Annotated in this window: 19 protein-coding genes; 12 read left to right on the top strand and 7 right to left on the bottom strand. The window is 37.1% G+C overall.

All coding sequences use genetic code 11. The features are described from left to right. Positions 1–12: 12 nt before the first annotated feature. On the bottom strand, positions 13–1,689 hold the full coding sequence (locus tag DCE79_RS14450; RefSeq protein WP_108713702.1) for an HD-GYP domain-containing protein: 1,677 nt from the start codon (positions 1,687–1,689) through the stop codon (positions 13–15). Positions 1,690–1,959: 270 nt separating this feature from the next. On the opposite strand from DCE79_RS14450, the gene DCE79_RS14445 reads away from it, so the two are divergent. From DCE79_RS14445 to DCE79_RS14430, 4 genes are all read left to right on the top strand, one after another. Beyond that, on the top strand, positions 1,960–2,883 hold the full coding sequence (locus tag DCE79_RS14445; protein WP_108713701.1) for a bile acid:sodium symporter family protein: 924 nt from the start codon (positions 1,960–1,962) through the stop codon (positions 2,881–2,883). 310 nt (positions 2,884–3,193) lie between these two features. Further along, positions 3,194–4,405 carry a serine/threonine transporter SstT gene (sstT, locus tag DCE79_RS14440; protein WP_108713700.1) on the top strand — a complete coding sequence of 404 codons (1,212 nt, stop codon included), beginning with the start codon at positions 3,194–3,196 and terminating at the stop codon, positions 4,403–4,405. 179 nt (positions 4,406–4,584) lie between these two features. After that, entirely contained in the window at positions 4,585–4,851 is a 267-nt protein-coding gene (locus tag DCE79_RS14435; RefSeq protein WP_108713699.1) for a hypothetical protein, read from the top strand. Then, complete coding sequence (locus DCE79_RS14430; RefSeq protein WP_159083112.1) at positions 4,811–5,830, top strand: right-handed parallel beta-helix repeat-containing protein; 1,020 nt, start codon at positions 4,811–4,813, stop codon at positions 5,828–5,830. The genes DCE79_RS14435 and DCE79_RS14430 overlap by 41 nt, the downstream gene beginning before the upstream one ends. 60 nt (positions 5,831–5,890) lie before the next feature. On the opposite strand, the gene DCE79_RS14425 is transcribed toward DCE79_RS14430, so the two are convergent. Then, the gene (locus DCE79_RS14425) at positions 5,891–6,790 is read right to left on the bottom strand and encodes a DUF4003 family protein (protein WP_108713697.1); all 900 of its coding nucleotides are present in this window, start codon (positions 6,788–6,790) and stop codon (positions 5,891–5,893) included. 180 nt (positions 6,791–6,970) lie between these two features. On the opposite strand from DCE79_RS14425, the gene DCE79_RS14420 reads away from it, so the two are divergent. The 6 genes from DCE79_RS14420 to DCE79_RS14395 all read left to right on the top strand — a co-directional run bounded on the left by DCE79_RS14420 (position 6,971) and on the right by DCE79_RS14395 (position 16,975). Beyond that, complete coding sequence (locus tag DCE79_RS14420) at positions 6,971–8,185, top strand: carboxylate--amine ligase (protein ID WP_108713696.1); 1,215 nt, start codon at positions 6,971–6,973, stop codon at positions 8,183–8,185. Between the two features lie 2,757 nt (positions 8,186–10,942). Beyond that, complete coding sequence (locus DCE79_RS14415; RefSeq protein ID WP_108713695.1) at positions 10,943–11,377, top strand: SACOL1771 family peroxiredoxin; 435 nt, start codon at positions 10,943–10,945, stop codon at positions 11,375–11,377. A 12-nt stretch (positions 11,378–11,389) separates the two neighbouring features. Continuing rightward, positions 11,390–13,387, top strand: coding sequence for an ABC1 kinase family protein (locus DCE79_RS14410; RefSeq protein ID WP_108713694.1), 1,998 nt, complete (start codon positions 11,390–11,392; stop codon positions 13,385–13,387). Positions 13,388–13,640: 253 nt separating this feature from the next. Further along, positions 13,641–15,125 carry a histidine ammonia-lyase gene (gene hutH / locus DCE79_RS14405; RefSeq protein WP_108713693.1) on the top strand — a complete coding sequence of 495 codons (1,485 nt, stop codon included), beginning with the start codon at positions 13,641–13,643 and terminating at the stop codon, positions 15,123–15,125. Positions 15,126–15,192: 67 nt separating this feature from the next. Continuing rightward, a complete protein-coding gene (locus tag DCE79_RS14400; RefSeq protein ID WP_108713692.1) occupies positions 15,193–16,068 on the top strand; it encodes a 5'-3' exonuclease in 876 nt (291 codons plus the stop codon). A 502-nt stretch (positions 16,069–16,570) separates the two neighbouring features. Next, positions 16,571–16,975: a hypothetical protein gene (locus DCE79_RS14395; protein WP_108713691.1), complete on the top strand. Its 405-nt coding sequence runs from the start codon at positions 16,571–16,573 to the stop codon at positions 16,973–16,975. Between the two features lie 178 nt (positions 16,976–17,153). Here the strand turns inward: DCE79_RS14395 and DCE79_RS14390 are convergent, their stop codons facing one another. The 4 genes from DCE79_RS14390 to DCE79_RS14370 all read right to left on the bottom strand — a co-directional run bounded on the left by DCE79_RS14390 (position 17,154) and on the right by DCE79_RS14370 (position 20,314). Then, positions 17,154–17,468, bottom strand: a complete 315-nt coding sequence (locus tag DCE79_RS14390; protein WP_108713690.1) for a putative quinol monooxygenase — start codon at positions 17,466–17,468, stop codon at positions 17,154–17,156. A 530-nt stretch (positions 17,469–17,998) separates the two neighbouring features. Next, positions 17,999–18,214: a hypothetical protein gene (locus DCE79_RS14380; RefSeq protein WP_108713688.1), complete on the bottom strand. Its 216-nt coding sequence runs from the start codon at positions 18,212–18,214 to the stop codon at positions 17,999–18,001. Positions 18,215–18,687: 473 nt separating this feature from the next. After that, on the bottom strand, positions 18,688–19,662 hold the full coding sequence (locus DCE79_RS14375) for a papain-like cysteine protease family protein (protein ID WP_108713687.1): 975 nt from the start codon (positions 19,660–19,662) through the stop codon (positions 18,688–18,690). A 121-nt stretch (positions 19,663–19,783) separates the two neighbouring features. Next, positions 19,784–20,314 (bottom strand): C39 family peptidase, encoded by a 531-nt coding sequence (locus DCE79_RS14370; RefSeq protein ID WP_108713686.1) that lies wholly within the window; start codon positions 20,312–20,314, stop codon positions 19,784–19,786. A 134-nt stretch (positions 20,315–20,448) separates the two neighbouring features. Here DCE79_RS14370 and DCE79_RS14365 point away from each other — a divergent pair, with 134 nt between their 5' ends. Next, on the top strand, positions 20,449–20,973 hold the full coding sequence (locus tag DCE79_RS14365) for a sigma-70 family RNA polymerase sigma factor (protein ID WP_108713685.1): 525 nt from the start codon (positions 20,449–20,451) through the stop codon (positions 20,971–20,973). Next, the gene (locus tag DCE79_RS14360) at positions 20,942–22,777 is read left to right on the top strand and encodes a hypothetical protein (protein ID WP_108713684.1); all 1,836 of its coding nucleotides are present in this window, start codon (positions 20,942–20,944) and stop codon (positions 22,775–22,777) included. The genes DCE79_RS14365 and DCE79_RS14360 overlap by 32 nt, the downstream gene beginning before the upstream one ends. A gap of 49 nt (positions 22,778–22,826) precedes the next feature. On the opposite strand, the gene DCE79_RS14355 is transcribed toward DCE79_RS14360, so the two are convergent. Beyond that, entirely contained in the window at positions 22,827–23,438 is a 612-nt protein-coding gene (locus DCE79_RS14355) for an NAD(P)-dependent oxidoreductase (protein WP_108713683.1), read from the bottom strand. Positions 23,439–23,451 lie beyond the last annotated feature (13 nt).

The raw sequence follows: 23,451 nt of genomic DNA, 5'->3' as shown, positions 1-23,451 counted from the left end.
CAGCTCCTTTAGTTAAACCCATAGTAGATGTTCGGTTTTAAGAAATTGACCTAAATCATTTAGCAATTGATGTGTTGGAACGTCGGTACTTGAATAGCGAGATAGCAATCCTTCTAATTGCTGCTCCGTTAAATGGTAATACTGAATTGTAGAGGTAGGCATGTCTTTAAATGAATCTCCAATGACGATCAGTTTTTCCGCCTTACATAACATAATCATATTTTCAATGGCTTCTTTTGATTGGTTAACGATAGAAATAAACGGATAAATATTATGGTTATGCAATATACCTTCAAAAATCTGAATAATCGCAGATGTATTTTGATCTTCAGTTAACAGTAGGATTTTTTCATGGTGATGATGGTTTTGTCGGAAGGACTTTAATGTTTTTTCAATCATTGTTAGTAACTTATTTTTCACCTCTTCAAAACGTACTTCTGGAACCATATTGTAGTTTTCCATAACTCGGAAAATATGTAGTACTGGTAAATAAATATGCGTAAACCATTCACTTTTATGATAATGTACCTTTAGTTTTTTGTAGTAACGAATCATTTGTTCCTCGTCATTATTTAGAAGGAAATCCGAAAACTTACTAAACAACTGCTGTGGTGTATCAACCTGACACGTTATCATTTTGTTGATAGATAAGCTAAAGTCCATCGGCATTTGAAACGTCTCACTTGTTTGAATAACTTTGACAGTTGGTAATAATGGATAAAGGGAATTGACCTTTTCTACGATTGCCTGATTACCATCTGAAAGTAAAACAACTGCATTTTCAGGATAGATACCAATTAGATCTATAAAACGATAAACTAAATTGCTATCGAATTTTGTATGTTGCTTAATTAACTTTTCCATAGCAATGACTGCAGCCACACCATCTTTGTAGGAACGTTTCATCGTGATGGCAGAATAGACGTCCACAATCTGCAAAATTTGCATCTCATGTGAAAGTTGATCATTCGTTAAGCCCTCTGGATAACCGGAACCATCCAAGCGTTCGTTATGTGACTTAGCAAAATGAGCAATATGTTCAAAGCCATTGCTACATAATAGTTGATAGCCTTTTGTAGGATGACTTTGAATGGCAGCGTATTCCTCTTTCGTTAAGCGTTCCTTTTTGTTGAGTAACGTACTTGTAATATTCATCTTCCCAATATCATGGAATAAGTAGCCAAGTGCAATTTCTTCTATATTTGTAATACCTTCTGAAAGTGCAAATAATGTTCCAAGCGTAAATACATCCATTGAATGGAGATACGTACTTTCATCGTGATTTTTTAAGTTTGTAAATAATTTATAAATCATAGGATTTTCCATATAATTTGCTAATAAATTTTTTAAGAAATGGACATCTTCTGAATTATTGAGCGCTTTTCCATAGCGTGTTTCCGAGCTTAACGTACCAAGTACTTTTAAAAAGTCATGACCTAGTTCATATTTCATTTGCTCTATGATATTCATCGCGGAGTTGTCTGAATGATTGGTAGTCAGTGCTTTTTCAATCATGACTTGCTGAACATTGCGATTTTTTAAAATAGTAATGATGCGATCTGTTAACACATGGCCTTTAGCTAGAAGGCAGCGTTGTTCCACAAACACATCCTCATAGACGATTTGTCCAGACTTTAAATCATTAATGAAACAAATCTCATAGTTCGTACTCGCTTTTTTTTGTTGCATTTTAACACTCTCCCTAAATCTTTTACCTGTTACAAGTAAAATAAAGTAAAAAGGTTAAAATTAAGTTAAAAACTCTTAAGTATTTAAAAAAAAACAAAAATATTTTAGTTCAATTGAATATTGTGGGGATACTATTAATAGGAAAATCAAATTACCTAGCGCTAGTGAATTAGGTAGAAAAAGGATTCGTAGCAATGAGAAAATAAAGTTAAGAAAGTGTCTATGATACAATCCGAATAGGGAAAAATTACTGGAAGAGAGGCAAAAGTCATGGTTCAACAGCTCAATCAATTTATTCAACGATGGATGCCTATTTTAACGCCACTTAGTCTAGTTATGGGTATTTTATTAGAAGAAATCGGGGGGCATTTGTTGTTTTTAGTGCCAATTTTATTTGCAGGGATGACGTTTATTAGCAGCCTTAAATTGAAGTTTCGTGATATTAAAGTGTTTAAAGAATATCCAAAAACGATTTTATTTATCATTGCATTCTTACATATCTTAATGCCATTATGGGCGTATTTTTTAGCGCAAGTTATTTTTAATGATCATTTACTTTCGATTGGGTTTTTATTATCTGTTGCAGTACCAACAGGTGTGACGAGTGTTATTTGGGTAACGATTAGTAAAGGGAATTTGCCATTATGCCTAGCGATTATTTTGATCGATACATTACTTGCACCCATTTTAATGCCTGTGACGTTGCATCTTGTTTTAGGGGAAAGCATTCAATTAGAAACATCTGCCCTTATTTTCGATTTAATATGGATGATTGTGTTGCCATCTATTTTAGGGATGATCATGAATGAATGGACAAAGGGGAAGTTATCGGAAAAGGCGGGGATGCCGTTAGCGCTTGTATCGAAGCTTTGTTTATTCGGTATTATTATGATTAATAGTAGCGCGATTGCACCGTATGTAAAAAACTTGAATGTAGAATTAGCGAGTGTTATTGGCTTAGTGTTAGTAGTCGCAGTTTCTGGTTATACGTTTTCGTTAATAATTAGTCGCACTTTTTTGAAGTCTCGTGCCGATCAAGCAACATTTGTATTTAATGCGGGGATGAGAAATATCGCAGTCGGTGTTGTTATTGCTACAACTTATTTCCCATCAAAAGTAGCCATGCCTGTTGTATTTGGTATGCTATTTCAACAAGTATTAGCCTCCGTATTTTATAAAATAATCCGAACGTAAAAGAGGGTTTAATTGGAAATTGTACGTGTATAGTAAATAATTAGTCTTTGAAATAAAAATTCATTCGTGTTTTTATACTTCCATTCGGATTTAAATGTCTATATAGCAACGTTTTGATTGATGAGTAACTGTGCAATCAAATGTACACTCTAAAAATACAGTTGTGTTACCAAGTAATACAATGTATTATTGTGGTATAACAAGAGAACGAGTATTGAAGTGTAGTATAGAAATCTTCAATTGGTGAGGGAAAATCATCTTCAACCGATTGTTTGTTTTCATCAATCATCTAAGAATGGCGGAGGGTCTTATGGAACGGTTATTAGGAAAATGGAACAGTATTAATTTAGTCAATCGCATTATAATCGGGATTGTTGTAGGTATTATACTTGCCTTAACGATTCCAGATGCAGTAAGTGGAATTACAATTTTAGGTACGTTATTCATTTCAGCTTTAAAGGCTGTAGCACCGATTTTGGTGTTTGTGTTAGTTATTAATGCCATTGCTTCACATGTGAGTGGCAAGGCGACAAATATGAAAATGATTATCGTATTATATGCAGTTGGTACGTTACTTGCAGGATTTACAGCAGTTATCGTAAGCTACATTTTCCCAACGACATTAACATTAAAAACAGGTGCGCAAGATATTTCTCCGCCAAGTGGTATTTTAGAAGTATTAGAGAAATTATTATATAACGTTGTTTCAAATCCAGTAAGTGCGATTATGGATGCAAATTATCTTGGGATTTTAGCATGGGCGGTCGTACTAGGAATCGCATTAAAAGCTTCAAGTGATTCAACAAAAACGGTGATTTCAAATTTATCAGACGCCGTAACGAAAATTGTACAATGGGTAATTAGCTTAGCACCAATTGGGATTATGGCAATTGTGTTTGAAGCGATTTCTACAACAGGTTTATCAGCTTTATCTGAGTATGGTCGTTTAATTTTAATTTTAGTTGGTACGATGTTCTTCGTGGCTTTAGTGATCAACCCATTAATTGTGTTCATCGTAGCGCGTCGCAATCCGTATCCGCTTGTTTTAGCATCATTAAAAGAAAGTGGGATTACAGCTTTCTTCACACGTAGTTCAGCAGCAAATATTCCTGTTAATATGGCATTAGCTGAAAAACTGAAATTAGACAAAGACACATATTCCGTATCGATTCCTTTAGGAGCTACGATTAATATGGCGGGCGCGGCAATCACAATTTCCATTTTAACAATGGCAACAGCGCACACATTAGGAATTGAAGTTGATTTCATTACTGCCGTTATCTTAATGGTGCTATCAGCTATATCAGCAGCTGGGGCTTCGGGAGTTGCAGGGGGTTCATTATTATTAATTCCATTAGCATGTAGCTTATTTGGCATTTCAGATGATGTGGCGATGCAAGTAGTTGCGATTGGCTTCATCATCGGTGTTATTCAAGATTCATGTGAGACAGCATTAAACTCTTCTTCAGACATAGTCTTTACTGCAGCCGCTGAATATGCAAAAGAACGTAAAACTAAATAATTAACAAAAGGCATCTCGTAACGGTATACACACGAGATGCCTTTTTGTCGAATTCATGTAGATTACCAAGAAGAAGGTTATTTCTTGGGAAATAATATACAAAATATACAAAAATTGTCGTTATAATAAGGAGAGAAAAGTTCAATGTAACGATTACTAGAGCCTTTGGAGGATAAGACATGTCAATTTTAGATAATTTACGCCAAGTAAAACGTGAGCTGCTTGCTGAAAAACATCCGCTTGCCAATGAAAATATTCAATTCCGTAAAACCTATGCAATCGGTTATGCCATGCTCGTTTGTGTGAATGGTTATCCAAGTGAGATGGCAAAGGATGTATTAAAAAAACAAGTTGCGCTACTCGATTTACCAGCGGAATTTAAAAAGCTAGCCATCTCAGTTGCGCTTGAAGCAGATCCACAATCCGTACATAAAGTGGAACTATGAAGAAGTGCAGTTTATCCGAGGTTTCCGCTTAGCAATGCTGAAAAAAGATACCGAGGTGGCGACAAAAGTGGTGCAAGCTGCTTTTGAGCAAAGTGTAGCGCTCCCATTACAGGATTTAGCCTTCTTCTTACCAGGCTTTGAATATCAAGAACGTCTTATGCAAATGACGCTACTCGCAGGTCACAAGAAAAAATTAAGCCATGCCACTTATTTAAATGGCGAGATAATTGTCAGTAAGGGTGCCGAGCTCGATTTAAATGGCATGAAAGTAACCTTTGGCAACGAAGCAACCATTATTGTTGATGGTGGTGTATTAAAAGCAGATGGTGCCCAATTTATCGCGTCACTTGATGCAAACAAAACGATGCTATCGCTACGAAATGTAGGCTTAACAAAAATTCAAGACGCTCATTTCTTCGGTGCGAGTAATGTGCGCGCCATTGAAATGAACAACGCCAAGGTGGAACTTGATACATGCTCGTTTGAAAAATGTTATGACGAAGAACGCGGTGGTGCGGTTTACTTCACGAACAGCGATCATTTCGTGTTGCGAAATTGTGTGTTTGAACATAATTCGACGCTTGGTAAAGGTGGTAGCATGTATATTGCGGGTACGGAAGCGCGTCATATGAAGAAAATGGATTTCTTCAGCCGCATTACAGGTAAAGTACAAAAGGTGAAGTTAGTTTTGGAAGGCTGTCATTTCAAAGGAAGTCGTGCAGATATGTCAGGTGCACTACATATTTATGATGCTGATATTACGATCAATAATGCGGTGTTTGACAGCTGTTCATCGCGAGCAGGTGGTGCAGCGATTGATACCTTAAATTGTACAATTTCAGCAAGTGGTAATACATTTACAAAATGTATTGCTGCCATGAATGAGGCCATTGTAGTAGTAGGAAGTACAATGGGTACAACTGAAAGTATGATTGGGAAATTTGAGTTATGTGAACCGAAAAACTTGATAACGAAATAAAAAAGAGGGTTTATCGTAAATGACTGCGATAAACCCTTTATATTTGTATAGTAGCAATTGTCAATCTCCATCACCGCCAAAATCATCATTGATTGCTGCGTACATAAAATCAGAGTAATTTAGCTCATAAGACAGTAAATCTCCAATTGCTTCATTGGACGTATAAACTTGAGCGGCAATTAATAAAGAATTACATTGGTTACGACTAATTTTAAGTTTTCGGCAAATTTCATCATGAATATCATAAAGTGCTGGGAATTGGGCGATTTCGAATTTTGCTAATGCTAGGAGTGTAAGTGTTATATAGTGACAAGTTATCACTGAAATTTCGGCCCTTTGAATGAAGGCTGCTAATGTTTGTAAATGCTTGAATGTCGCTTCACAATACGCACCCGTGCCAATCGTTAATAACAAGGCACTATTTTTGGTTTCCCTATTTCGTTCAAAGCCAATGGAAACGAGCGCTTGATAATATGTTTCATAAGTGACGGCTAATTGTTGTGGTGATTCAGGACGAGCGGCTAAAATCGCGCAAGTATTGGTTGCTAAATGCGAATATTTTAAGCTCGGCTGCTTCATTAATTCTGTAATTAATGCTTCAATTTTTTGAATGGATTGTTCTGATTCAATATGAAGTGCTGCTAAATAACATTGGTCACCACGATGGAATTTTTTCGTCAATAATTTATACATATGTAGGGCGTGTGGGATTTTTTCCGGCGTTTTCGCAAAATGGACGTAATAAGCATGGCAAACTGGCAAATTCATGCTAACAAATTGGTACCATTTCGTATGTACTTTCATTTGCTGCTGTACTTTTTCATAATCCTCATAATAAAAATGAATGTTTCGAACGGTTAATTTTAACGCTAAATTTCTGGCACACTTATCGTCCTCTGTTCCGAAGTAAAGATGGATTTTATCAAGATTGTCGAAAAATAATTGTAATCGATCGTTCATTTTTATCACCCCTAATAAGTAGTACGTTTTAACTTAGCGGAAGTTTCAATAAATGAGAACAGAATAGCTGAAAATAAGCTTGCAAATTCAAGCATAATTCAAAAGAGTATTGTATGATAGGTAAGTAATTATTATAAAAAGCTTACGAAGCTCGTTGATAGAATTGAGAGGAAGAAAGTTATGAGCCAACAACCATTTTTACCGATTATTGTAGGTACTGATATTAATGCGTACAACATGGCAATTTCATTCCATGAAGAATATAAAATTCGTCCCATTTTAGTTGGGAAAGGTGTATTACCATTTACAAATTTAAGTACGATTCCACGTGCAATCGAATATGACAAAAAATTAGCCGATCCATCACAGTTCGCGAAAATTTTAATTAGTGTAGCGAAAAAATATGAAGGTGAAGCAGAAAAATTAATTTTAGTCGGAACGAACGATTTATACGTGCGATTAATTATTGAAAACCGAGACATCTTAAAAAATTACTTCGTGTTCAATTATATTGAAGAAGAATTAATGAACGATTTACAAATTAAGTCGAACTTCTATAAGCTTTGCGCACAGTACGACATCGATATTCCGACAACAATTTTTTATGATTGCAAAACGGATGGTGATTTCGAACAAGACATGATGTATCCAGTCATCATTAAACCAAGTAACGGGATTGAATACAGCCGTCATCCATTTGAAGGACAAGCAAAAGTATTCAAAGTGGAAAGCAAAGAAGAAGTACAAAAAGTCATCGATATGATTAAAAATAGTGGCTATAAAGATCAGCTGATTATCCAAGATTATATCCCTGGTGAAGATACAGCAATGTGGGATTCTGTTGTGTATGTGAACTCAAAAGGCGAAACACAATTTGTTTCATTTGCCCAAGTGGTTTTACAAGAGCATACAAAAACAGCAATCGGGAACTACACAGCCCTGATTACACGCTACAACGAAGAAGTGATGATGAAACTACGCGGCTTTTTAGAAGCAGTGGGTTATCGTGGTTACGGTAACTTCGATTTAAAATACGATGAGCGCGACGGCAAATTCAAAGTGTTTGAAGTGAATATTCGTCAAGGGCGTTCAAGCTATTATGTCAATGCAATGGGCTATAATTTAGCACGTAACTTTGTCGATGATTTAATTTACAATCGTTCACAGGAATGCGCTTACTTAAAAGGCGATGTACTGTTCTCGGTTGTCCCTAAAATTGTACTGAAAAACTTCGTTGAAGACAAAGATGTACAAAAGGATATTCAGCGTTTAATTCGCGAGAAAAAAATAGTTAACCCATTATTCTACAAGCAGGACAAGCACTTAAAACGTAAATTCTACATGTTCATTCGCCAAGTGAACTACTATAAAAAATATAAAGAAAACGTGTGGTAATCACACAGTTAAACCCATCAACGAGTGCAAACTTGTTGGTGGGTTTTGTTTTTTACAGCGCATTATTTTCTAATAAAGATGCTATGAAAGTATTTCAAGTTTTGTCGGCTGAAGGGTTGGTCAGAGCTAGTCATCTTCTAATAGAGATGTTATGAAAGTGTATCGTGATATGGCAGGGTTTAATTTTATAGCGAGTCCGTTGAATTTTGTGGGTTGAAGGGATTGTCAGAGCTAGTCATCTTCTAATAGAGATGTTATGAAAGTGTATTGAGTTTTGGCAGGCTGGGCGCCCAGAGTCGCAAAGATATGTTGCACATATCTGTACGACTCTTCTTTGCGCCTTGGGCTAGGCCTGCCAAATCAAAGTGTAATCCATTATGCCTTTGCATGTATTCGGGTGCGGCGCTATTGACGAGCAAAGGCGCCGTTTACTTTTAAAGTGAGTCCGTTGAATTTTGTGGGTTGAAGGGATTGTTATAGCTAGTTATTTTCTAATAAAGATGTTATGAAAGTGTATTGAGTTTTGGCAGGCTGGGCGCCCAGAGTCGCAAAGATATGTTGCACATATCTGTACGACTCTTCTTTGCGCCTTAGGCTAGGCCTGCCAAATCAAAGGATAGTTCCATTCTACTTTTGCATGTATTCAGGAGCGGCGCTGTTGGCGAGCAAAGGCGCCGTTTACTTTTAAAGCGAGTCCGTTGAATTTGGTGGGTTGAAGGGATTGTCAGAGCTAGTCATCTTCTAATAGAGATGTTATGAAAGTGTATCGTTTTTTGGCAGGCTGGGCGCCCAGAGTCGCAAAGATATGTTGCACATATCTGTACGACTCTTCTTTGCGCCTTGGGCTAGGCCTGCCAAATCAAAGGCTAGTCCATTCTACTTTTGCATGTATTCAGGGGCGGCGCTGTTGACGAGCAAAGGCGCCGTTTACTTTTAAAGCGAGTCCGTTGAATTTTGTGGGTTAAAGGGATTGTCAGAGCTAGTCAAATTCTAATAAATAATCTATAAAGGTGTTTCATAATTTGGCAGGCGACCGCATATCAGCAGCAGGGTCACGTGGTACGTGTCCCTACTACTGATACTGTTGCGGTATGCTAGGCCAGCCAAATCAAAGGCTAGTCCATTCTACTTTTGCATGTATTCAGGGGCGGCGCTGTTGGCGAGCAAAGGCGCCGTTTTTCTTTTAAAGCGAGTCCGTTGAATTAAGTGTGAAAGGGACTGTCACAGATTCTCTTTTTGTAAAGGGATGAATATATGGATAGATAAGGTTCAATAGTTGTCAAAGCCTTATATTCTATAATGGCAGGATTGCCTTTTCTACTAAAACTCTAGATAAATGAGTTCACAGTATTTAGATGATAAATAAATACATTGCGATTTTACCTACTTTATAAAAAGACTGGCGGCTTGCGTGCGAAGAACCTGCCAAATGACTACACCCGAATAACCACTTTAAAAAAGGCAGATCCACTTAAACTTTCTCTACTGTATAAAAAGATTCGCCTAATAAAAAGACTGGCGCCTACCACTGTAAGCGCCAGCCCGTGAATACAAGTAAAGGGAAAATGGATACACCTTGAATGGGCGGGCCTTACACACAGCACAAAGAACATTCGCGAAAGACTCTTGCAAAGAGGCTTTGTGAATGTGTGCTGCGCCCGCCCAAATGAAACACCCGAATCACCCCTATAACAAAGGATGAATTCACTATGATAAACCCTACTGTATAAAAAGATTCACCCAATAGACTGGCGCCTACCACTGTAAGCGCCAGCACGTGAATACAAGCAAAAGGAAAATGGATGCACCCTCTATTGGCAGGTCTTTCACGAAGCACAAAGGCGAGTCGTACAGACATGTGCAACATGACTGTGCGGCTTGCGTGCGAAGAACCTGCCAAATGACTATGCCCGAATCACCGCTTTAATAAAGGATGAATTCACTGTGATTTCCCTGATTTTATAAAAAGATTCGCCTAATAAACCGACTGGCGCCTACCACTGTAAGCGCCAGAACGTGAATATAAGTAAAAGGAAAATGGATACACCTTATATTGGCAGGTCTTTCACGAAGCACAAAGACGAGTCGTACAGACATGTGCAACATGACTGTGCGGCTTGCGTGCGAAGAACCTGCCAAATGACTATGCCCGAATAACCACTTTATAAAAGGCGGATCCACTTGAACTTATCTTTCTCAACTTTATAAAAGATTCACCTAATAAAAAGACTGGCGCCTACCACTGTAAGCGCCAGCACATGAATACAAGCAAAAGGAAAATGGATGCACCCTCTATTGGCAGGTCTTTCACGAAGCACAAAGGCGAGTCGTACAGACATGTGCAACATGACTGTGCGGCTTGCGTGCGAAGAACCTGCCAAATGACTATGCCCGAATAACCGCTTTAATAAAGGATGAATTCACTGTGATTTCCCTGATTTTATAAAAAGATTCGCCTAATAAACCGACTGGCGCCTACCACTGTAAGCGCCAGCACGTGAATACAAGCAAAAGGAAAATGGATGCACCCTCTATTGGCAGGTCTTTCACGAAGCACAAAGGCGAGTCGTACAGACATGTGCAACATGGCTGTGCGGCTTGCGTGCGAAGAACCTGCCAAATAACTACCCCCGAATAACCACTTTATTAGAAAATCGATTCCCTTTGAAAATAGCTTTATCTAGCTATATATAAATTGACCACTCAGTAATTAGCGGAAATGGTATAGTTAGTAAAAAGAATGGAAGGTGATTTTAGATGACACTACATACATTTACAGCAAAACTAGATTGGCCAGGTGGTCGTAATGCGGTAGGCGATTTAAACGCAGAGCGACTTTCTACACAAATTTCCATTCCACCTGAAATGGATGGACCAGGTATTGGGACCAATCCTGATGAAATGCTACTAGGTGCAGCAGCCACTTGCTATTTAATAACACTTGCGGCAATGCTCGAACGTAGCGACATTAAAGCAAAGCTCAATATGAAATCAGAAGGCTTAGTGGACGTGACGAATGGTGTGTTCACCTATAAAGAAATTCATCATTACGTAGAAATACAGCTACAAGAACAATTGGAGCGCGCCATTCGTTTAGCGGAGCGTTATGCATATAAAGCAGAAGAAACTTGTATGATTAGTAAAGCGTTAAAAGGGAATGTAAACATTCAAGTACATCTTACTCTAAAGTAGGGGAGCGATTTGATGGATATGGTTTCAGTAATCATTCAATTAGCAATAGCTGCGATAATTATCTTTTTTATTAGTGGGCGGTTAATCGGATCTCAAGTAAGCTTAGGAAAACGAATTTTATCGGTTGTTATTAGCGTGGCTTTTACGACTTTTGTATTTTGGTATACGTATTTAAGAGATGCAAGTTATTATGACGGCAACATTGTAACGAATGTCATTAATATTTCCACACTTTTATGGCTAGGCAGTATGCTTCTGATTTCGATGCTGTTGTATTTATTTTTTGAGTTATTTGATCCAATTGAATTAAATGAGAACGGGACACCGGTTGGGCGACGCTCGTATTTTAAAACGCTTATTACGTATTGGCGCCGTCAAAAAAGGTTGCGTCAAGTTGTCAGTATTGCGGTGAAAAATGGTGTGACGCGCACAATGAAGTACGCGCGTTCAAGAGAAGATGAACGGGAATTAGCAAAAGCGCTACGAGATACGTTAGAGCAATGTGGTGGGATTTTCGTGAAGTTTGGGCAAGTATTATCAACGCGAAAAGAGTTATTACCACCTATTTTTATCGAGGAATTAGAGAAGCTTCAGCAGCATGTGAGACCTCTATCAGAACAGCAAGTAGATGCCATTTTAAAAGAAAATTTAAAAGGACAAGACCAACAATTTTTTTCTTACTTTGATAAAAGTCCATTAGCTTCCGCATCCATTGGTCAAGTACATAAGGCAGTTTTAAAGGAAACAAATGAGCCCGTAGTGGTGAAACTGTTACGCCCTGAGGTAAAGGGAATCATGACAGAGGACTTGACGATTTTAATGGAGTTCGCAGGTTGGATTACAAGTAAGTCAAAATGGGCCGAAAACTTAGGTTTTTATGATTTAGCAAAAGGGTTTAGTTTGGCGTTAAGTGAAGAAATCGACTTTCATATTGAAGCACGGAATATGGAACAAATGGGTAATATCGTTCAAACCGGAAAAGTGGACGTAAAGGTGCCGAAAGTGTTTCATGATGTGTCAAATGAAAATTTAATAGTGATGGAGTTTGTAAAAGGAAAATCTGTTTCCGTTGCAACGGATTTGTTTCAAACCGAGCAAGTGGATCGACATGAATTTGCGAAAAACTTACTGTATGCGTTTTTAGAACAAGCACTCATTTCAGGTATTTTCCACGCAGATCCGCATCCAGGTAATATTTATTTGGAGCAAGATACAGGGAAGTTAGTGATGCTAGATTATGGTGCGGTTGGTCGATTGGCCGTGCAGCAACAGGACGGATTGAAGTATTTTTTAGTAGGTATTCATCAAAACGATGCAGCACTTGTTGTCGATGGGATTAGCTTGCTTGTTGAAAATGCAGAGGATATTAATCGTCTTGAAATGGAGCAAGCCATTAGCCAAATTTTACTGAAGATTAACTTTGTTTCTCGCATTCCAACAGATGTACTTATTTACTCGATTTTCTCTGTCGCAAGAGATTTCGGCCTGCATTTTTACCCAGCTGTGAGCGTGGCATTACGGGCGGTCGTTACATTAGATGGTACGTTAGGAATCATTCACCCTGGTTTTGAAATTTTTAGCGAAGTGAAAGATTTCTCGAATGACTATTTAAAAGCAAGCTTGCTCAAGCCATTTAAAGAACCACGCGCCACGAAGCAATTACTTGAAGAAGAATTGGCATTAATGTTGCCGAATTTAAGAAAAGTGCCACGCCGTATCGATCAATTGTTTAAAAAAGTAGAAAGCGGAAAAATTATTTTACATCATGATATTTTCTCAGATAAAGCGAATGCAAAATTTGTGACCCAGCTGTTTTCTCGCTTTGTGCTATTGCTTGTCGGCATTACATTTGGCATCATTTCGGTCGCATTACTCGCCATCTCACAATTTATTCATACGGCATATGCGGTATATTTAAATACAGCGGCCTACTTAGGACTATTTTTATGTGCGATTTTACTCGTACGTTTATCCATTCAAGCAATACGAGATATAAAGAGAACCAAATGACATGAGAGATCCTTTAAAAGGGTCTCTTTTTTGTATGATTGATTTAGTATGCTAAAATATTAAATCGATAGTGAAATAGCTTATTAACGCAGTAAATTAAATTAAGAAGAAAATGCTTTAAACGCTATAAAATATGCAATTTATTAGAAAGTATTGAAAAATAAATAAAAATTAACTAGAAATAAACTGCTATTTATACAATAATAAAATTAACGAATTTTTTTTGTGTAGAAAAATGCAAAGGGTGGGTTACATGATTCAATTAAACGGACAAAATTTATCTATTAAGCAATTGGCAAGTATTTTATACGGCAACGAAAAAGTGGAAATCGCACAAGATGCCATTGCACGCGTAGAAAAAAGTCGTCAAGCGGTAGAGCGTATCGTACAGCAAGATAAAACGGTGTACGGCATTAATACGGGTTTCGGAAAATTTAGTGATGTAAAAATTGCAGAACACGAAGTAAGCAAGCTCCAATTAAATTTAATTCGCTCACATGCATGTGGGTTTGGTGAGCCATTCCCTGAAAAAGTCTCAAAAACAATGATGGTATTGCGTTTGAATGCGTTATTAAAAGGATTATCAGGTATTCGACTAGAAGTGTTAGAGCGCTTATTATGGATGATCAATGAAGAAGTCAATCCGGTAATCCCGCAGCAAGGCTCACTTGGGGCTTCAGGAGATTTAGCGCCACTTTCCCATTTAGTTCTAGCAATTATTGGGGAAGGAGAAGTTTGGGTTGAAGGCGTGTGTAAACCTTCAAACGAAGTATTTGAAGCGCATCACTTAGCACCAATCGAACTACAAGCAAAAGAAGGGTTAGCGCTGATTAACGGGACGCAGGCGATGACAGCGCAAGGGGTTGTGAATTACATCGAGGCAGAAAAGCTAGCGTATGCGAGTGAATGGATTGCTGCGATGACAATGGAATCGCTGTACGGCATAATTGATGCTTTTCATCCAGCGGTTCATGAGGCACGTAATATGCAGGAGCAAATCGACGTTGCAGCCCGAATGCGTGATTGGCTTGAAGGCAGTGAGCTTATTACACATCAAGGAGAAAAGCGCGTACAAGACCCGTACTCATTACGCTGCATTCCACAAATTCACGGGGCGAGCTGGCAAGTGTTGAACTATGTAAAAGAAAAGCTTGAACTAGAAATGAATGCCGCAACGGACAATCCATTAATTTTTGAAGATGGGGAATTAGTTATTTCAGGTGGCAATTTTCACGGCCAACCAATTGCCTTTGCAATGGACTTTTTAAAAATTGGTGTCGCAGAGCTAGCAAACGTATCCGAGCGACGCATTGAACGTTTAGTCAACCCGCAATTAAATGAAGGGCTACCCGCATTTTTAAGCGCAAATCCCGGTTTAGAGTCTGGTGCGATGATTCTGCAGTACAGTGCGGCAAGTTTAGTGTCAGAAAATAAAACACTCGCACATCCAGCTTCCGTTGATTCGATTCCTTCCTCTGCGAATCAAGAAGACCATGTCAGTATGGGGACAACAGGTTCACGTCATGCGCGCATGATTATCGCTAATGTCCGTAATGTGTTAGCAATTGAAGCGTTTTGCGCAGCACAAGCAGTGGAATACCGTGGAGTTGATAAGATGTCACCAATGCTTCGCCAAAAATGGGATGAATTACGAAAAATTGCACCGAGTATGACAGAGGATCGTATTTTCAGTAAAGACGTGAATCGCATTATCGCTTATTTACTACCGTCAGACTAATCTTTCAAAACGATAATAGGGTTAGTGTTTGTTATAATAAGCATACGAGATAGAGAGGATGTATATTATGACAAAACCACATTTACTAATCATTGATGGCATGGCATTACTGTTCCGTTCATTTTTCGCATCAGCTGCTATGAATCAATTTATTCGTTTAGAAGACGGAACACCATCAAACGGCGTGCAAGGCTTTGCAAGACACGTATTAACTGCACAAAATCTAATCAAACCAACGCATTTAGCTGTTTGTTGGGATATGGGATCGCAAACATTCCGCAATGAAATATATGATGGCTATAAAGCAAATCGTCCCGCACCGCCAGAAGAAATGCTGCCACAGTTCGATATGGCAAAAGATGTTTCCAAATTAATTGGCTGGAAAAACTTCGGAACAAAAGGACTTGAAGCCGATGATTTAATCGGTTCTATGGTTGAAAAGTGGAAAGACGATGCACAAATTACAGTCGTAAGTGGCGACAAAGATTTGCTACAATTACTGAACCCTTCAACAACGATTGCATTTACGAAAAAAGGTTACACGGAATACGATGTGTATACAGAAGCTCGTTTTGTTGAAGAATATGGCATCTCGCCAAAGCAATTTGCCGAAGTGAAGGCATTTATGGGGGATTCGAGTGACGGCTACCCAGGCGTTAAAGGAATCGGTCCGAAAACAGCATTACAACTCATTCAAAATCATGGTTCAATTAATGGTGTATTAGCTGCCCTGCCAACATTAAAACCAGGTCAACGTACGAAAATTAGTGAAAATGAAGAGATGCTACGACTATCTCACAAATTAGCGATGATTCATTGTGAGGCAGAAATTGCCGCAGATTTAGAGTCGTTAAGATTAACAGAATACACACCAGCATTGTTTAATACAGTAGAAGAGCATGGATATCGTTTAATCGCGAAGCACGCTCGTTCGATTTATTAATGCTTAGTTGGAAGAGACGTGCTTATGAAGCTTATGGGTTCTCTATTGAATTACAAATTGTAAAATAATACTTAAAATAGCTTATTGAATCGACACTAGATTTAATAGGCTATTTTTGTTTATATTCTTGAGATTTTACTTATTAAATAAAGTTTACATTAAAAAAACATAAGATTATAGCTTGGAGAATATGCACGATTTCATACAACAATACCAGCGTTGTAACATTCCCCAAAACACGTTCAAACCGTTGTTGGAAGTGGATTTGTAGAAACATGCATAAAATCACGTATAAACAATGTTCCATAAGAAAAATGAGAAACGTTATTAAATCAGCGTTTCTCGCGTCTCTGCGTATTCCCAAACTTTGATTTGGGAACGTTATTTTGTATAGGAATGTATTTCAATTTTGCTTTTTCCTTTTAGAAAAGCTCAATATAAAGAGGGTTTTCGGTTTATATTAAAGAATAGCTAAGATATAAACTACAAGGGGTTGATTAGAATGAAATTTATTGAACTAAAAATATTTACAATACTTGTTACTTCATTGCTAGTTTCAGCAGCTCTAACGTTTAATTATATTTATTTTTCACATAATCCGCCCATTTATGACGAGTTTTTTATAAGCTTATTTGGTTATAGCCTTTATGTTTTCGTATTATTTATTATTGGTGCAAGTATCTCTTTCATTTTAGACTTTAAAATCAAAGCGAAAATTTATAATTTTGTTAGTTATATTTTTAGCGGGTGCTTATTAGGCATACTATTTTGTTTTATAGCGTTTCGAGGGATAACTATTAAAATGATAGCTGAAATGATAATACTAGGCATTATCTGTGCAATTCTATTTTGGTTAATACAAGAAATATTAAAAAGAACCTTTTACAAAAATACCATTTTTCTTTAAACAAACATAATTTGGGACCCTATCGTTCACATGAAGCCAAAAATCCCCCATTTAATTAAATAGGGGGGGTTGGTTACCAAAGTGTCATTTGGGAGTGTTATTTTGTATAATTTATTAAAACTTGTTGCACTAAATTTGCCTTTGGTTAAAGCATATTTGTATACAAACAGTCTAGGCTTTATAATTTAGATACACCTTTTCCACCTTTTGTTTTTAGCGTGCTAATTCTTTCCATACCAGTAATAATAGGTTTTGCTTGGCTAATTAATTTTTGAATAACCTCAAGACCTAGAGAGGCTTGATGAGAACTTTCATCAGTCCAAACTTCATAAACGTAAACTGAATTTGGTTCATTATCGGCAATGTTCACAAGATATATTTCACATTCATCTAAAGTTTCCATTGACTCAGCTGCTTCTAACAGAATATTAACCATTTCTTCTATTTTTTCTTCTTGAACTATAAACTTATTAAGTAGGCTAAATTTATTCATTTCATTCTCCTTAAATTTGTCATTACCTAAGTAATTCTATATTCCAATACTATTCCCAAAAGTAGAGGGATTAACACTAAGTCAAATTCCTCGGTTTATAAAATGTTTGTTGTACTAAGCATCCATTTCTAAATTTCGGTTCCTTTTGAAAGTTTCTTTTTAATAACAAAGTAAGTTACTATACCTAAGCAAATGTATATAATCAACAGGTAACTTCCCAATAGCATTGAGGTCTTAAATGCAGTGGTTAGCGAATATGTACTTAGTAATATATAGATTGTTAAAAATACATATCCCTTCTTTCTACTTTTCACAAAGACGGAAGTAAAAATAGCCAATATTAAACTGACAAATATTAAATGACTTAAAATGAGCATTATATACATCAAAATATTAAAATCCATTAATTATCCCCCAATCAGCTTAAATGATACCATAAATTGCCTTTTTGTTTTTAAATACTTTAACTAAATATTCCTAAACCGTTGGGGCACGTTTATTGAATGATTGTATATGGTTTATAAATGATTTTACGAATTTGTTGTAAATTTTATATGCTTGTCACCTAAGATAATAATATTTATATTCCATCTTGGGTGCATAACTAAATTATTATTTTCATCAAATTCTAAAGCTAGATGAATTTCATCATCTCCAGTTGTAAGAATAGCCATTCTTTTATTTTCGATATCTATATATGGCTTTAAACCTTCCACCAATTCTATTTCCCAATCAAAAAAAATCATTATTAAGCCTCCTAAATTATTATTATTATGATTCATATTTTTACCTTAACTAACTTAAAAAGCAAATCGAAGGAGCAATATTTATATGTTACAACCATTCAGAACAAGTGGATCGAATAGTCCTCTTTAAAATAATTTTTCACAGCATCTCAGAGCGTTATTTTCTATGAAAAAACGACAAACAATGATTTAACAGTGTTTGTCGCTTTTGGGCGCCTTCCAAAATTGGCATTTAGGAACGTTTATTGAATTTATAATGTATATAGAGTATTTATTAGTGTCAGTTCAAGTCCGTTTTAGTAGATAAAATACCCAGTGAAACAACAGAGCGTTTACTAGGTATTTTGGTTTTTGCACTACTAAAGAGAACCCGTAAACTTATGAAGCCGCCTCTTCTTTTTTTATGTGACCTTCTAGGAAAATAGAAAATAAAAAACGCAGAAAGCTAATGCTTCCCGCGTTTTTGTCTATCATTATTTTTTATAATCAACTACGATGTATGGTTGTAGTTGGAATGGCTTTGGTGCGATATTACGGTCATTCCACATACCGAACCAGCGCTCTAGTGGATAAAAGTAATAGCCATCTTGCCAGTGATCTGAAGTGTCATAAGGATCAGCAAAAATTAATACATCGTCACCGATACCAGGTGTACCGTTATTGTCGTATCCAATAATGGCTTGCCAATGTCCACCCCAGTCACCCCATTCAACCATAATTGGACGATTATTTTCTAAATGTTCTGTCAGCCATTTTACAAAATAACTATCTTTTGCATCAGATATCCAAGCTTCTGTTGTGTCGCTATTTTCTGATGAATATAAGCTATTCCATGTAAATGTTTCTGGCAGATTGCCAACATTGTTTCCTGTTGCACCAGAGTCTGCTTGAATAAGGTCGGCCTCTGAGTAATCTTCACGGTAGCTTGATTCAACAACTTCAAAACCTTCTAAGCTAGAGAAAAAGCTATGTAATTTCGAAACATCTGAGCCGTATTCAGGAAAGTTGTTCGCAGAGCCAGGTAATGCACCTTCTACATCAAGATCCGTCATTGCCTTCATTTGCGTGGCAATTTCCATTTCTGTCATTTCGTCATAGCCGAAATGATTCGCGACCATTAATGCAGTAACAGGGCCACAAGACCATTCTGTCGTCTGTTGCATCGTTTGGAACTTTTCTATAATTGTTAAATTTTCATCTGATTTCAAATTATAAAAATCAGGCGCTTTGTAGTAGCGAGATTCGTCATTGTCTCCAGCATTTGCGTATGCATCTGCACCGCCTGCTTCATCAAAATCTTCGCCCTTTATTGGGGTTGGTTTAACTGCCACAGTAGTTTCGGCTGATGCCTTTGTGTCTACGTTTACCTCCGCATTGTCCTTTGTTTCTTCTGAGCATGCACCCAGTAACATTGCAGATGCTAAAACTGCTGTAAGGGTTTTTTTCATTTATCACTCCACCTATTCTTGGTATTTTTCGTGCATTAAGCACAAGAATTTATTATATACAAAATAACAAAATACGCAATAACTTTTTTTGATAAAATAAAAAAGCGCTAGCTTATGCAGGCTAGCACTCCTTTGGTTCAATTTTTACGAAATCCAATACTTTTCGATTATCATCATATTTGAACGTTCGAATTTGGCTTTCTCGGTTACGACCACCATTATCATGAATCGTTAAATAAAGCTCATTGTCTATAATTTCATAGCCAATTAATGGTACCCAGTGATACTTATAAAGCGGCTTGTTTTTAGAGAGAAATTGCCCCGAAAAGTAAACGTCAAATCGCATGGCAACAGGATTTCCTGCACGCAACTGTTCAACCGCCTGAGTAAGCGTACATTCCTCAACAGACCAGTCATCTCCTAGTAATCGGCGTAAGTTTCGAATCATGCGCCATTTAAAAAGTCCGATTTTCGTCCCACCCAATAATTTGTAAAGTTCATTCACATCTTTTGTGAGAATCTTTTCATCATCTTTACATAAATAATTTAAAATAACATGTGCTGTTGTCGGTCCGCATGCCGAGTTTTGATATTCTGGTCGAACATCTGAACTATATTGTGACATTCCGTTTACGTTTAGTAGTACTCGCATACTAAACACCTCCATTACTATAAAGTTATAATATACCCAGTTCATGAAGAAATTAATCTTTTTTACTTTTGAAACTTAAAATCCAAGCACTCCGTCTAACGGAAAACAATATTGAAAGAAAGGAGCCTGAAAACATGCAATTGGAACAGTTTATTCGTGAACATGGCGAAGAGTTACTCAGGCTTGCTTATACCTATGTGAAAAGTAGGGAAGCAGCAGAGGATGTCGTGCAGGACGTGTTGTTAAAGGCATATGAGCAGCGCGAGCAATTCCGTGGGGGTTCGACATACCGCACGTATTTATATCGAATGACGATTAATCGCAGCTATGATTATTTACGCAGTTGGAGCTACAAAAATACCGTTTTAACAAATAAAATCCAACAAATTTTTCAAGGAACAAAATCAGCAGAACAGCAAGTGTTAACACAATCCGACAATCGCTTATTAGGTCAAGCAGTGCTCGACTTACCAGTAAAGTATCGTGAAATTATTATTTTATATTATTATAAAGAGCTGAAAATCGATGAAATTGCTAACCTATTATCTTGTTCGGATAATACGGTGAAAACAAGGCTGAAGCGCGGTCGGGAAAAATTAAAAGATAATTTAGAAGGGGGGGCATGGGATGACGAATTCTCAAGTGAAGCAAGCAATTGATGAGACGATTGGGAAAAAGCCGATGTTAAATGAGTCATTTGTAGAAAAAGTTTTAACGAAAAAAAGGCCTCCTAAAAGAATACCATTATTGCAACCAGCTATTGTCTTTGTCCTCATGCTTGCAATTAGCGCAATACTATATTTAACACCGTCTCAAAACGAAAACTCCGCTGTGGAAATAAAAGAGCAGTATTTAACCGATGGACAAAAACAGCTTATGGAGCAGTATTATTCAGCAATTGCAAAAAAGGATAAAAAGGCACTTAGAGAAGTGGCGACATTAAGTACAGACGAAGTAATCACACGCTACAAAGTATTTGATTTAACAAAAGCGCTAGAAGTCGTTAAAACGATTGATGCAGATAACGAACTCACACTTTTTGTGAAATTACAGTCAGCTACAGAAAGATATGTATATTTAGAAAAGCTAGTACTAGATAAACCAAGCAATAAATTCGTATTAAGTGATGCATATGAATTTAGCTATTACAATCAAAAAATCGAACTGCCAAAAACAATTTCGTTAAACTATAAAACAGCACCTATTGCAACGCCAATGACATCAAATGACATTGATCTTGATCAAGCTGAAAAGGAAAGAATCAACGGCAATACGTTCTATCAGCTTGAGACGAAGCTTGGAATGAAACGAATTTTTGAAGCGTTTTCTGGGGAGCGCTTTGATTTGGGAATTGTAAGTGAGGGCATGTCGTATTTCAGTGCTGGTCATGACAATCAGTTTTATTTTATTGATGCTTTAACAATGCATATGACATTCATTTACCTGAATGACGAAGGAAACTATCAAATTATGACAGGAGAGCTTGGGGAGCGAAGCATTACAACTTATCAAACAGATGTGCTCGAAGAACCGATTTTAATAACAGTGGGTGAGCAACCCAAAATTATGACCATTCAACAAGGGCAACTCGTTTACGCCGATATTTTTGAACAAGCCGAACTTGATAATCCTAGAATATTTTATACTACAGAAGCATCAATGGGATCACATGTAGTTGTGAAATACACAGAGGACCTACAGCAAATTTCGACGGATTATAAGTTTACTGCATCTAATGTGTTAACGGATTCTCGCACAATCGACATGTTTGAAGCAAAGCCAGAGCATTTACAAGAAATGGTTTTACAAAATCGCCGTAATAGCCAAATCATATATATATTTGCTAATGGGACGCTTCATTATAAGTCTGATACACGCCTTTATTATGAGAAGCCAAAATCAGCAGATGAAAAACCGGCTTCCGGAGAATTAATCGAAGAACAATATACGAATATTCAAATCAAAACAAAAAATAATCAATATTTTATTACTGGTGATAAAGGTTTTAGCTGGACGCTAACACGTACTGGACCACGCATTTTGCAGGATGAAAAGGGTATTGAATATACGATACCTATTGCGTTTGAGGATTTACCGGAAATAAGTAACATTCTCTTAGAAGACGAGATTCAATCACTAAGAATATATAAAATTAATGGATATGGCACAAATTCTTATGTACTAGAAGAAGACATAAAAGGGATAAATGAATTATTTGCGAATTCAGCTGTAAACAAAGATTTCGTTAGTTTGGAGAAATCGGAGTTAATGATTGAAATCGAATACCACAATGGTAAAAAGGAGAAGTTCGAGTTATGGTTAAATGAAGATGGTCTAAAGAGTATTGTGATGAAAGTAGATAGGATAACTAATATAACTATACTGTATACAATTCCCGAAGAGCTAGCGAATCATTTCCGACAATTAGCTAAACAAATTGAGGAATATGATAACTCCAAATAAAAAACGAAAACTACCCCAACTATTTGAGGTGGTTTTCGTTTTTTTACAATTAGCTACATAACCCAACTGACTTATTCTCATAAGCAGGATCGGCTAAAGCCTTCACCATAAAATGTGCAACGCTCGCACGTGGAATGGTACTCGAACCTTTTGGTACACCGTCCACTTCTTCTTTATAATCCGTTGTAAGTGGCGCATCTTTTAAGCCCATAGGACGCGCAATGGTGTAAACGACACCTTTCGATTTGTAGTAGTCAAGTGCAGCGCGGTGATCGGCTAATGGATTCGCTAGCATTTTCATCATCATCTTGCCCATAATACCAGGAATTTCGCGATCCACCCCAGCAGAAGCACAGTATACTAAACGTTTCACACCCGCTTTTTCCATCCCATCGGCAATGTTTTTGCCCATTGTTTCAAGCTCATTTGATTTTTTCGTACCTGTACTAGAGCCTAAACAAGAAATAACGGCTTCATGACCAGGAATAGCAGCCGCCACTTGTTCGGCGTTAAATGCATCACCTTGAATGATGTTCACACCTGTTGTTTTTAATTTTTCTGGTGTGCGCGCAAAAGCAGTAACCTCATGACCAGCTTCTACCGCCATTTGAACGAATTGTTGACCAACGCCACCGGTTGCACCGAAAACGATAATTTTCATTAGAATTGCCTCC

The organism is Lysinibacillus sp. 2017, from assembly GCF_003073375.1.
Lineage (GTDB): Bacteria > Bacillota > Bacilli > Bacillales_A > Planococcaceae > Solibacillus.
This window is presented reverse-complemented; position numbering and strand designations above follow the sequence as displayed.